This window comes from Lactobacillus amylovorus DSM 20531 (assembly GCF_002706375.1).
Taxonomy (GTDB): Bacteria; Bacillota; Bacilli; order Lactobacillales; family Lactobacillaceae; genus Lactobacillus; species Lactobacillus amylovorus.
Genome location: NZ_CP017706.1, coordinates 241994 through 254335 on the forward strand (window position 1 = coordinate 241994; position 12342 = coordinate 254335).

The 12342-nt window shown below is 38.4% G+C and carries 8 protein-coding genes; all 8 read right to left on the minus strand.

Going from position 1 to position 12342, the window contains the following annotated elements; genetic code table 11:
* Position 1 precedes the first annotated feature (1 nt).
* The 8 genes from infB to rseP all read right to left on the minus strand — a co-directional run bounded on the left by infB (position 2) and on the right by rseP (position 12339).
* On the minus strand, positions 2-2605 hold the full coding sequence (gene infB, locus LA20531_RS01185; RefSeq protein WP_056940211.1) for a translation initiation factor IF-2: 2604 nt from the start codon (positions 2603-2605) through the stop codon (positions 2-4).
* A gap of 4 nt (positions 2606-2609) precedes the next feature.
* Positions 2610-2921: a L7Ae/L30e/S12e/Gadd45 family ribosomal protein gene (locus LA20531_RS01190; protein WP_013438136.1), complete on the minus strand. Its 312-nt coding sequence runs from the start codon at positions 2919-2921 to the stop codon at positions 2610-2612.
* Between the two features lie 2 nt (positions 2922-2923).
* Complete coding sequence (rnpM, locus tag LA20531_RS01195; protein WP_013438137.1) at positions 2924-3220, minus strand: RNase P modulator RnpM; 297 nt, start codon at positions 3218-3220, stop codon at positions 2924-2926.
* An 8-nt stretch (positions 3221-3228) separates the two neighbouring features.
* Entirely contained in the window at positions 3229-4416 is a 1188-nt protein-coding gene (gene nusA / locus LA20531_RS01200; RefSeq protein WP_013438138.1) for a transcription termination factor NusA, read from the minus strand.
* 19 nt (positions 4417-4435) lie between these two features.
* The gene (gene rimP / locus LA20531_RS01205; RefSeq protein ID WP_056940210.1) at positions 4436-4912 is read right to left on the minus strand and encodes a ribosome maturation factor RimP; all 477 of its coding nucleotides are present in this window, start codon (positions 4910-4912) and stop codon (positions 4436-4438) included.
* Between the two features lie 110 nt (positions 4913-5022).
* Positions 5023-9330, minus strand: a complete 4308-nt coding sequence (locus LA20531_RS01210; RefSeq protein ID WP_056940209.1) for a PolC-type DNA polymerase III — start codon at positions 9328-9330, stop codon at positions 5023-5025.
* A 5-nt stretch (positions 9331-9335) separates the two neighbouring features.
* Positions 9336-11033 (minus strand): proline--tRNA ligase, encoded by a 1698-nt coding sequence (locus LA20531_RS01215; protein ID WP_056940208.1) that lies wholly within the window; start codon positions 11031-11033, stop codon positions 9336-9338.
* Positions 11034-11082: 49 nt separating this feature from the next.
* Positions 11083-12339 (minus strand): RIP metalloprotease RseP, encoded by a 1257-nt coding sequence (rseP, locus tag LA20531_RS01220; protein WP_056940207.1) that lies wholly within the window; start codon positions 12337-12339, stop codon positions 11083-11085.
* Between the last annotated feature and the right edge of the window lie 3 nt (positions 12340-12342).

Here is a 12342-nt window from a genome sequence, read left to right on the forward strand (position 1 = left end):
ATTACTTAGGTTCAACTTGTTGCATTTCGTATACTTCGAATTCGTCGCCAACCTTGATATCGTTGTAGTCCTTAATAGTCAAACCACAATCGTTACCTTGCTTAACTTCCTTAACATCGTCCTTGAATCTCTTAAGTGATGCAATTTCGCCATCGTATTTAACGATACCGTCACGAACAACTCTAATCTTAGAATCGTTCTTAACTACACCCTTATCAACGAAGGAACCAGCAATTGTACCAACCTTAGAAACCTTCCAAGTTTCACGAACTGTTAAGTTACCGATAACCTTTTCTTCGTAAGTTGGTTCAAGCATACCCTTCATGGCAGCAGTAACATCATCAATAGCCTTGTAGATGACACTGTACAAGCGAATATCAACAGAGTCAGTTTCTGCTTGACTCTTAGCAGTTGCAGTTGGACGAACGTTGAAACCAATAATAAATGCATTAGATGCACCAGCTAAAGTAACATCTGATTCATTAATTGCACCAACGCCTGAGTGAATAATGTTGACACGTACGCCTTCAACTTCGATCTTTTCAAGTGATTGTTGCAAAGCTTCTACTGAACCTTGAACATCAGCCTTCAAGACAATGTCAACCTCTTTCATGTTTTCCTTCTTCATAGTATCGAAGAGGTTATCAAGAGTAACGTGTTGTACCTTTTCACGAGACTTTTGCAATGATTGTTGTGCTCTAGCTTCACCAACGCTTCTTGCAGTCTTTTCATCCTTAAACTCAACCAACTTATCAGCTGATTCAGGAACATCGTTCAAACCAGTAATTTCAACAGGTTCTGATGGGGTTGCCTTCTTAACTTGACGTCCACGATCGTTGGTCATTGTACGTACACGACCGAAAGTATCACCAACAACGATTGGATCACCAATATTAAGTGTACCTTGTTGGATCAAAACGTCGGCTACAGGACCACGACCACGTGACAAACGGGCTTCAATTACAGTACCGATAGCCATTTCAGTAGGATTTGCCTTAAGTTCCATCACATCAGCTTGAAGCAAAATCATTTGAAGCAAGTCATCAACGTTTTGACCAGTCTTAGCTGAAATGTTAACGAAGATTGTGTCACCACCGTAATCTTCAGGAATTAAGTTATACTTCATTAATTCTTCGGTTACGTGTTGTGGGTTGGCACCTGGTTTATCCATCTTGTTGATTGCAACAATAATTGGAACATTAGCACTCTTAGCGTGGTCAATAGCTTCAACAGTCTGTGGCATTACACCGTCATCTGCAGCTACAACTAAGACAACAATATCAGTGATTTCAGCACCACGTGCACGCATGTTTGAGAATGCGGCGTGTCCTGGAGTATCCAAGAAAGTAATCAAACGGTTGTTTAATCTAACTTGGTAAGCACCGATCTTCTGAGTGATACCACCAGCTTCGTGAGCTGAAACGTGAGTATGACGTAAGCGGTCAAGCAAGGTAGTCTTACCGTGGTCAACGTGACCCATGATAGTAACTACTGGTGGTCGCTTAACTTGGTTCTTAGACTTCTTTGATTCTTCCATTCTCTTGTTGTAAAGAGTGTCAATATCAGAGATATCTTCATGAACCTTTTGCTTAGCATCAATACCGTATTCAGCAGCCAATAATTCAATCGTATCCTTATCTAATGATTGGTTTTGGTTAGTCAAAACACCAAGCATGAATAGCTTCTTAACGATTTCTGCTGGTTCACGGTGAAGTAATTTACCAAGGTCTTGTGCGTTCATACCTTCTTCGTAAACCAATACTTCTGGTAATGGACGTTCCTTACGCTTAGTAAGTTGCTTCTTTGGCTTTTGTTCTTGTTGCTTCTTCCTGTTCTTACGACGTTTTCTTTCTGAACGATCTGAATGTTCACTGTATCCGTTGAAGAATTGTTTCTTACCCTTACGGCCTGGCTTACCTGTATTTCTACCATGACCATTGCCACGTCTATCATCCTTAGGAGCTTCTGGCATATTAACCTTAGCAGCTACTCTTTCATTAGCTGATGGTTGATTTTGCTTTAAACGAGCTGGGGATGGCTTTAAAATCTTAGGACCAATTACTTTCTTTTCAACTGGTGCTGACTTCTTTTTGTTGTTATCGTTATTAGTTTTCTTATTATTTTTCACTGGTTGTTCTTGTTTTGGATGTTTCAACTGTTCGTGATATTCTTTCTTAGCTTTTTGAGCTTCCTTGTTAAGTTGGCCTTCTTCGACACGTTGCTTTTGCTTAAATTGTTGAAGCAAAGCTGCGGCCTTGGGCTTACCTGAATTAGCTCTATTATTGCCGCGTTCGTTTCGATTATCACGATTACGATCATTATTTTGACGACGTTTATTATTACGTCTTCTTGGCTTCTTAGAAGAATTATTATCTTCTTGTTTCTTTTCATTCTTGCGAATAGAAGAAATAGAGATCTTAATCTTATTATTCTTCTTGGCGGGAGCGGAGTTTTGGAAACTACTCTTTAATTTTGCAACCTGTACATCATCAATTGATGACATGTGATTTTTCACATCAAAGCCTAAATCCTTTGCTTTTTGGACTACAACTTTATTATCAACGCCTACTTCTTTTGCGACTTCATAAATTCTTTTCTTTGCCATCCAATCACACTCCTTCATTTATTCTTTTAACTAATGCCTTAGCAAAACCAGCATCAGTTAATCCTAAAACTTTTCGTTTCTTGCCAATTGCTTTTGACATTTCACTAGCCGAAAATGAGTTTATCATAGGAATATTATTTTTTCTGGCAACGCGATCCACTTTCTCTGCAGTGTTTGCTTGAACATCACTAGCAAGCAGGATCAGCTTTATTTTTCCTTTATTTGTTTCGGTAATTACAGTTTCAGTGCCTGTTGTTAATTTTCCAGCACGCTCTGCTAAACCTAACAAATTAATTGCTTTTTGTCTATTTTGCAATCTTATTTATCACCAAATAATTCTTTTCTTGCTTTCTGATGATCAACATAAGAATAAAGCTCATCGTAGAAACTGTCTGGGATCTTAGCTCCTAAGCTGCGATCTAAAACATGTTTTTCTTTTGCAGCTTCGATCTTAGTTGGATCAAGTGAAACATATGCTCCTCTTCCTGCCTTTTTACCAGTAGGATCGACAGAAACATTCTTTTCTTTATCAATCACGATACGAACCAATTCTTTTTTAGGTTGCATTGTATCGGTTAATAAATCCTTCCGCATTGGGATTTTTCTTTTTTTCAAAAAATCACCTATTCTTCAGTATTATCTTCTGTAGTATCAGTGTTATCTGTATCTGCAGCTTCAGCATCATTTGAAGCAGTTTCTTCATTAGTTGCTGGTTCTTGACTTTCATCAGCTGCATCTTCACTATCAGAATCTGATGACTTTTCGTCAACAAATTCTACTTCGGATTCTGGACGGATATCAATCTTGTAGCCAGTCAAACGAGCTGCAAGACGTACGTTTTGACCCTTCTTACCAATGGCAAGTGATAATTGGTAATCTGGCACAATTACCAAAGCACTCTTTTCATCTTCATCATCGCCAAATTGAACAGCAATTACTTCTGCTGGGTTCAATGCATTAGCGATAAAGTCTGATGGGTCTTCTTCGTACTTAACGATATCGATATTTTCACCGCCAAGCTCATTAACAACGTTTTGAACACGAGCACCCTTTTGACCTACACAAGTTCCGACTGGATCAATGTTAGGGTCATTTGACTTAACAGCCATCTTGGTACGATCGCCAGCTTCACGAGCGATTGAAACAATTTCAACGGTTCCATCATAAATTTCTGGAACTTCTTGTTCAAACAAACGCTTAACCATATCTGGAGCAGTTCTAGATACAGTAATTTGGGCACCCTTTGAATCTGAACCTACGTGAGTTACCAATACACGAATTTGATCTTGTGGGTTGTAAACTTCATTAGGCATTTGATCGTGATGTGGCATTACAGCTTCAACATTGCCAATTTTAACATAAACAAAGCGATTATCACGACGTTCTACAGTACCTGTAACAAGTTCATCTTCATATTGAGAATATTCATCAATAATATGATTTCTTTCTGCTTCACGCAAACGTTGCATAATAACTTGCTTAGCAGTTTGAGCAGCGATACGACCAAAGTTCTTAGGAGTCACTTCAAAGCGAATTTCATCGCCAACTTCATAAGCACGGTTGATGGCTAAAGCATCCTTTAAGCTGACTTCCAAACGATCGTCTTGAACTTCGTCAACAACGGTCTTAACAGCCATAACCTTAAAGTCGCCCTTTCTTTCGTCAAAATCAACTTCAACGTTTTGTGCTTGGTTATAATTCTTCTTGTATGCAGCTACCAAAGCGGCTTTAATTGCATCAACAATAACATCTTGCTTAATGCCCTTAGTCTTTTCTAAGGTGGCAAACGCTTCTAGCATTTCTTTAGACATAAATTTTTAATCAGCCTTTCTAAAATTCAATTGCAAAACGAATATTTGCAATTAACTTACGGGGAACAGTTAATGTTTTTCGTCTTGTCTTATCTCTTACTTCCAATACAATCTCTTCATCATTATATGACTTAAGCGTACCTTCATACACTTTTTTATCCTTAATTTTTTGATAGAGACCTATATGAATATAATTATTCAAAGCCTTTTTCCAATCTGCTTCAGTCTTAATTGGACGTTCAGCACCTGGAGATGATAATTCCAAAACATATGGTTCAGGGAATGGATCTGGATTAATCGTATCGAGCTTTTCAGAAACGAGTTCACTCAAAGCTGCGATTTCATCAATATCGATTCCATTTGGTTCACGATCTACATAGATGCGTAAATAATTTTGTCCCTTTTCCTTAACGTATTCCATATCAACCAACATGTCGCCATGTTCATCAATAATTGGTTCAACAACTGGACGAACAAGATCTATAACTTTAGACAAAAATTTTCCTCCGTAATAAAAAGAGTGAGCATTACTGCTCACTCGAATTTACCTATTCGAACTTCTCTAGTAGTATACCATGTTTTACTAAACAATGTAAAATCATATATCTAGAAAAGAGACAATTGATTTTCGTCAGGCATCCCGTCCAAGACACCATTATCTTCAAAGTAGTTCATGATAGTTTGAGAAACCTTACCACGCTTAGCCAAATCCTCTTTAGATAAGAATTTCTTTTCGGCACGGGCGGCAACAATCTGCTTAGCAGCGTTATCACCTAAACCAGGTACGGCGTTAAATGGAGCTAAAATAGTATGCTTATCCAAGATCTTAAAGTCGGTGGCTTCAGATTGATCGATATCAACCATCTTGATCTTAATGCCACGTTCAAGACATTCATTAGCAATTTCCAAAACCGTTAACAAACTCTTATCCTTAGCTGAGGCATCCATTCCTTTATCTTGAATTTCTTTCATCGCTGCTTTAACAGTATTTTTACCATGACTCATTGCAACTAAATCAAACAAGTCGGCACGAACTGAGAAATAAGCGGTGTAGTAAATTTCAGGATAGTACACTTTAAACCAAGCAATTCTCAGAGCCATCAAAACATAGGCAGTGGCGTGAGCCTTAGGGAACATGTACTTGATCTTCAAACAAGATGGAATGTACCAATCTGGAATCTTCTTGTTCTTTTTAAGAACAGCCATGTTTTCATCACTAATCCCGCGACCGTGACGAACTGATTCCATGGTTGAGAAGGCTACTTCTGGTTTTACGCCCCAGTGAATCAAGTCCATCATGATGTTGTCACGACAACCAATAACGTCCTTCAACTTGCAAGTACCGTTGTTAACCAAATCTTCGGCATTGCCTAGCCATACGTCAGTACCGTGTGATAAACCAGAAATCTGCAATAATTCGGCAAAAGTAGTTGGCTTAGTTTCTTCAAGCATCCCCCTAACGAAACGCGTACCAAATTCTGGCACTCCCAAAGTACCTGTTTGTGAACCAATCTGTTCAGGAGTAACTCCTAAAGCCTTAGTACTTGAGAATAATGACATAACACCTGGATCATCTGGTGGAATAGTCAGTGGATCAATTCCTGATAGATCCTGCAAGTGACGAATCATCGTTGGGTCATCGTGTCCCAGAATATCGAACTTCAAGATGTTATCGTGAATGGAGTGGAAGTCGTAGTGCGTAATTAACCAAGCAGCATTAACATCATCGGCTGGGTATGACACAGGAGTAAAGTCGTAAATATCCATATCATCTGGAACTACAACAATTCCGGCTGGGTGCTGACCCGTTGTTCTCTTAACCCCACGAATTCCGCTGGCTAAACGATCTAGTTCTGCATTACGCAACTTCAAGTTTCGCTCTTCGTCAAAGTGCTTAGCATAACCATAGGCCGTCTTATCAGCAACAGTGGCAATAGTTCCGGCACGATATGAATTATCGGGTCCAAACATTACTCGAATAAAGTTATGAGCTACTGGTTGGTAGTCACCTGAGAAGTTCAAATCGATATCAGGAACCTTATCACCGTGGAAGCCCAAGAAAGTGGCAAACGGAATATCCTGACCATCTTTTACCAATGGAGTACCACATTTTGGACAATTCTTATCAGGTAAGTCAAAACCTGAACCATATTCCCCATTTTCAAAGAATTGCGAATACTTACACTTAGGACAGCGGTAGTGCGGTGCAAGTGGGTTAACTTCAGTAATACCAGACATTGTGGCTACCAAACTTGAACCTACGGAACCACGTGAACCTACCAAATATCCATCCTTATTTGATTTAGCTACCAGACGCTGAGAAATTAAGTAAATAACCGCATAACCGTTGGAAATAATAGAGTTAAGCTCCAAATCAAGACGATCCTTAACGATCTTAGGTAAAGGATTACCGTATAATTCGTAAGCCTTATCGTAGGTTAATTTCTTCATTTCCTCATCGGCATGGGCAATGTGAGGTGGATACAAGCCATCTTTAATAGGTTGAATTTCAGAAATTTCATCTGCAATCTTATTAGTATTTTCAATTACGATTTCTTTAGCTACATCTTCACCCAAGAAACAAAAAGCATCCAGCATTTCTTGTGTTGAGTAAAAATGCAAGTCTGGTTGCGGCTTATTTCTATTAGGGTTAGAACGTTGAGCAGAAATCAAAATTGTACGATAAATCGCATCATGTGGTTCAACATAGTGCGAATCACCAGTCGCTACAACAGGTTTATTTAATTCTTTACCTAGTTTATAGATATTGCTGATAATTTCTTCAAGCTGATCTTCATCTTTGATCAACCCATCAGCAATTAATTGTGAGTATGTTGCTGGTGGTTGAACTTCCAAGAAGTCATAGAACTTGGCCTTTTCACGTGCTTCATCGTAACCTTTTTGCATCATAGCAACAAAGACGTCACCTTGCCAGCAGCCTGAACCGTACAAAAGTCCTTCGTGCAAATCTGCCAAATCAGACTTAGGCGTTCTAGGAATACGGTAAAAGTCTTTCGTACTTGCGATTGAAACTAATTTATACAGATTCTTTAAACCTTTTTGGTCTTTAGCTAACACCGTCATGTGAGAAGGACGAGCACGCTTATATACTTCACCATGTGCAGCATAACCGTTTAAGTTGTTTAAATTATCTTCATGATATTTCTTCTTAAAAGCATCAAGCAACTTGTACATTAAATAACCAGTTGCTTCGGCATCTTGGTTAGCTCTATGGTGGTGTTCCAATGAAACATTGTACTTCTTAGCTAATGAATCCAAGGTGTGACGGTTCTGTTCTGGGTGAAGCAAACGAGATACTTCAAGCGTATCAACAACAGGTTGAGTAATTTCGCTGAGACCTGCTCTTCTTAAAGCAGCGTTGACAAAACCAACGTCAAATTGAACGTTGTGTCCACAAAGAGGACGATCACCGTAGAAGTCTTGGAACTGTTTAATTACGACGTCTTCATCATCAGCTGCACTAACCATTTCATCTGTAATAGAAGTCAAATTAATGGTTTGTTCACTCAATGGATGGTGCGGATTGATAAATTTATCAAATCTTTCAAGCACTTCACCATTTTTCATCTTTACGGCACCAATTTCAATAATCGTGTCGTAAACAGATGAAAGTCCTGTAGTTTCAACGTCGAAGATTACAAATTCACGATCTTCATAGGTCATTGGAGCCGGATTTAAAACCAGTAATGCATGATCATCAATCATATTGGCTTCAACACCATAAAGAATCTTCATACCAGTAGCTTTACCTGTGCTGTAGGCTTCTGGGAAGGATTGAACATCCCCATGGTCCGTAATCGCAATTGCTTTTTGGCCAAACTTTTTAGCTGTTTTAATAAAATCAGTTGGCGTATTAGTAGCGTCAAGTTGACTCATATTAGTATGCAAGTGAAGCTCGACACGTTTTTGTTCACCTTCATATTTTTCAGTACGACCAACATGCTCTACAGTTTCAAAACTACTAATGTTAAATACTACATCATGTTGATATTGATCATCCGCTGCACTACCTTGCATCTTAGCCCAAGTACCTGGCTTAATAGCTGACATCTGTTCAATTTGATCTTTATCGGAAACAAACTTCTTGAAAGCAATTGAATCACTGTAGTCAGTAATTTCACCAGTGAAAATAACAGCACCAGACTTCAATTCACGACTTTCAATATTAAAGATGTTACCTTCGATTACAACATTGCGTGTACCGTCTTCTACATCTTGAATTTGAGTAATCGGAGCATTTTCATCTAACTTGCGTTTACCATAACTAGTTCGTTTAGTTGGGTATTGACGTGGTTGGGGTTGGGGCTTTTCAGGAGTCTGCTCAAATTGCTTTTGCATATCCTTTTCATGTTCCTCATGCCGCTCTTCCAAACTTTGCAAGTTATTTTCCATGCTCGATTGATCAACCTGAGTGATAAACTTCAGATTAAAGAAGCCATATTTGCGCATTTCTAGAGCAAGATCATCTAAAGCTTTTTGTTCGATGATTCCGTCAATAATATTGTTATCTACTGGTATTACCCAACGACCATCGACTTTTTCTGGTTTTTGACCCGCCAAAAATTCACGCGCCATTGGTTGCAAAACATTAGAATTTTGCACTGCATAATGCCAATACTTTGGTAAATATTGATCCGAGCCATCACCAGTATTAACAAAAAATCTTACATTTACAAAAGAAGCAAAACTTTCTTCTATAGCTTTTCTTAATGCTACATAGGTATCGTACTGTAATGGAGTATCAAAAAAAACGTGGATATCCCACCTATGTTCTTTAGCGTAAACATCCACGTTTTCAATCTTCCCTTTTTGAAGAAGTTCATTATCTTCAAAACTGTCTGGGAAATGAACCTGTTTGAGCAATTTTAAGAAAAGATCGTTTTTATTGGTCACAAAAATTATCCTAACTCTTGATTTACAAACTTATCTAATTCATCAATTGACATTTCAGTTGCCTTAGCATCAGTTGGTCTCTTAACTTCAACAATACCATCAGCAGCTTTCTTACCAATCGTAATTCTAATTGGTGCACCAACTAAGTCAGCATCAGCAAACTTAACACCGGCACGTTCCTTACGATCGTCATATAAAACATCATACTTTTCACTGAATTTCTTTTCAAGTTTTTCAGCTAATTCAGTTTGATCATCCTTGTTCATCTTCATTTGAACAATATGAATTTCAAATGGTGCAATTTCCTTTGGCCATGCTACACCGCGTTCAGTTAAGTGTTGTTCAACTGCTGCAGAAAGCATTCTAGTTACACCAATACCGTATGAACCCATAATAACTGGTTGTGCTTTACCATTTTGGTCCAAGAAGTCAGCACCCATGGTCTTAGTGTAGTAAGTACCCAACTTAAAGATGTGACCTACTTCGATTGAAGTAGTGAACTTAAGTGGTAAATGATCAACTGGGTCTGGTTCACCTTCGTTAGCAACTCTAAGGTCAGCAAATTCATCAACCTTGAAGTCACGATCTAAGTTAGCGTTCTTGTATTGGTAGTCAGTTTCGCCTGCACCAACAACGACGTTGTAAAGATTCTTAACAGTTTCATCAGCAATGATCTTATCAGCCCAGCCTGCATTTACAGGACCTACGCCGCCCTTTTCACTACCAGTGATTTCTTTCAAATCCTTGGTATCAGCTTCATGAATTTCATCAGCATCAAGGACGTGGCCTAATTTTACTTCGTTGATTTGCTTATCACCACGAATTAAAACTAAGATCTTTTGACCATCGGCGATGTAAAGAATACTCTTAACAATTCTAGTTGCAGGAACATCTAAGAATTTAGCCAATTTTTCAATAGTATCGCAATCAGGGGTTGCTACCTTAGTTAATTCCTTAGGATCCTCAGGAGCTTGTTTAAATGTGTCAATACTCTTGGCCATTTCAAGGTTAGCAGCATAAGTACCATTTTCGTTAGTAGCTATGGTATCTTCACCAATAGCTGCAGGAGCTTGGAATTCAGTAGAATTCTTACCACCCATTGTACCTGAGTCAGCGATTACGGGGTGAACAGTTACACCGGCACGCTTGAAAATACGCTTGTAGGCATTTTCTTGATCGTTAAATTGTTCATCCAATTGATCACGAGTAGCAGCAAAACTGTAACCGTCAAGCATTACAAATTCACGACCACGAAGAAGACCAAAACGAGGACGGTTTTCATCACGGAACTTGGTTTGAATTTGATAAAGAGCCATTGGCATTTGCTTGTAACTCTTCAAATTCTTAGCAATAATTTCTGTAAATGTTTCTTCGTGAGTAGGTCCTAACAAGCTTTCACGACCATGACGGTCTTTAAGCTTAAACATTTCTGGGCCATACTTCTTGTAACGGTCTGATTCTTGCCATAAGGTTGCTGGAAGCAAGTGAGGCATAATCATTTCAGGAACATTAATTCTGTCCATTTCTTGTTCAATGATTGCTTCAGCCTTGCGTAAAACACGGTAACCTAATGGAAGGTAAGCATAAACACCAGCAGTAACTTGGCGAATGTAACCACCTCTAATCATCAATTTATGACTTTCTGCCACAGCATCAGATGGTGCTTCCTTTAAAGTTGGCATAAAAAACTTTGATTGACGCATTATTTTTTATAATCTCCTAAAGTAAAAATAAAACTAAAAAACTAACTAATTATTTAATAAAGTAGCGATAAATATCGTTACCTGTAACTGCAATGATCAAAACTAACAATAAACCAAAACCGATTAGTTCGACGATAGCTTCGTGTTCTTCTGAAATTGGTTTTCCACGAACTAATTCAATTAGGTTCAATAAAAGTTTACCACCGTCTAATCCCGGAATTGGAATCAAGTTAACGATTCCCAAGTTGATTGAGATCATACCCAAAAAGGCTAACACATATGTAAGGCCCATTTGAGAAACTTGAGAAGTTTGAGAATAAATTCCAACTGGGCCAGACAATTTATTCAAACTAAAGTGTCTAAACAAATTACCAACTGCATTAAAAATCAAACCTGTAGTTGAAACGGCTGTATCCCAGCCCCTCTTTAACTTAACACCAGCATTTTCATCGCTTTTAGCAACAATACCGATTTGGTAAACTTTTTGTCCTTGAATCTTATGAACCTTTGGCTTTACTGCCACAGTTCTACTTGAGCCATTCTTCTCTAATTTAAAGCGTAATTCTTTACCATTGCTTTGATTAATTTTAGCGGATACTTGATCAAAATTATCGATCTTTTGACCATTAATCGCAACAATTTTATCGCCAGGCTCAATTTTAGCACTTCTGGCAGGAGAATTAGCTTCAATAGAACCAATAGTCGTAGTAGCTGGACCTGGAACAGTAAATGTCCAAATTAAGAATACTACAAAACCAAGTAAAATATTCATAAAAGGACCAGCAAAATTGGTTGCTAATTTTTGCCAAACATTAGCTTGATTGAATTGAGTATCACGAGGGGCAATGATTAATTCAGTGCCATTCTTTTCGATGATCGTCGCATCATGATTTACATGATAAGTAACCGGATCATTTTCATCCCCGTTTTCATAACCTTCAATAATCAAGCTGTCTACCAAATCGGCCTTTGTTACTTGTACAGGAATTCCTTCAATGGGCATGTCAGATTCAGAAGCATCAATTCTAACAACTTCGTTTTGATCATTTAACTGCAAGATTACAGTCATACCCGGATCTAATTTGCTCTCATCATCAGAACCTGCTAAACGAACATAACCACCTAATGGCAACCAACGAATAGTATACGTCGTAGGGTTCCGTCTAATCTGAAAGAGCTTTGGACCCATACCAATAGAAAATTCACGGACAAGAATACCTGACTTTTTAGCTACAATGAAGTGCCCAAATTCATGGACAAAGACAAGTAAGCCAAAGACGACTAAAAAGATTAGTATACCTCTCAATAA

Coding starts and splice junctions, on each gene's coding strand:
- infB (WP_056940211.1), bottom strand. CDS start 2,605: ATGGCAAAGAAAAGAATTTATGAAGTCGCAAAAGAAGTAGGCGTTGAT.
- nusA (WP_013438138.1), bottom strand. CDS start 4,416: ATGTCTAAAGAAATGCTAGAAGCGTTTGCCACCTTAGAAAAGACTAAG.
- LA20531_RS01215 (WP_056940208.1), bottom strand. CDS start 11,033: ATGCGTCAATCAAAGTTTTTTATGCCAACTTTAAAGGAAGCACCATCT.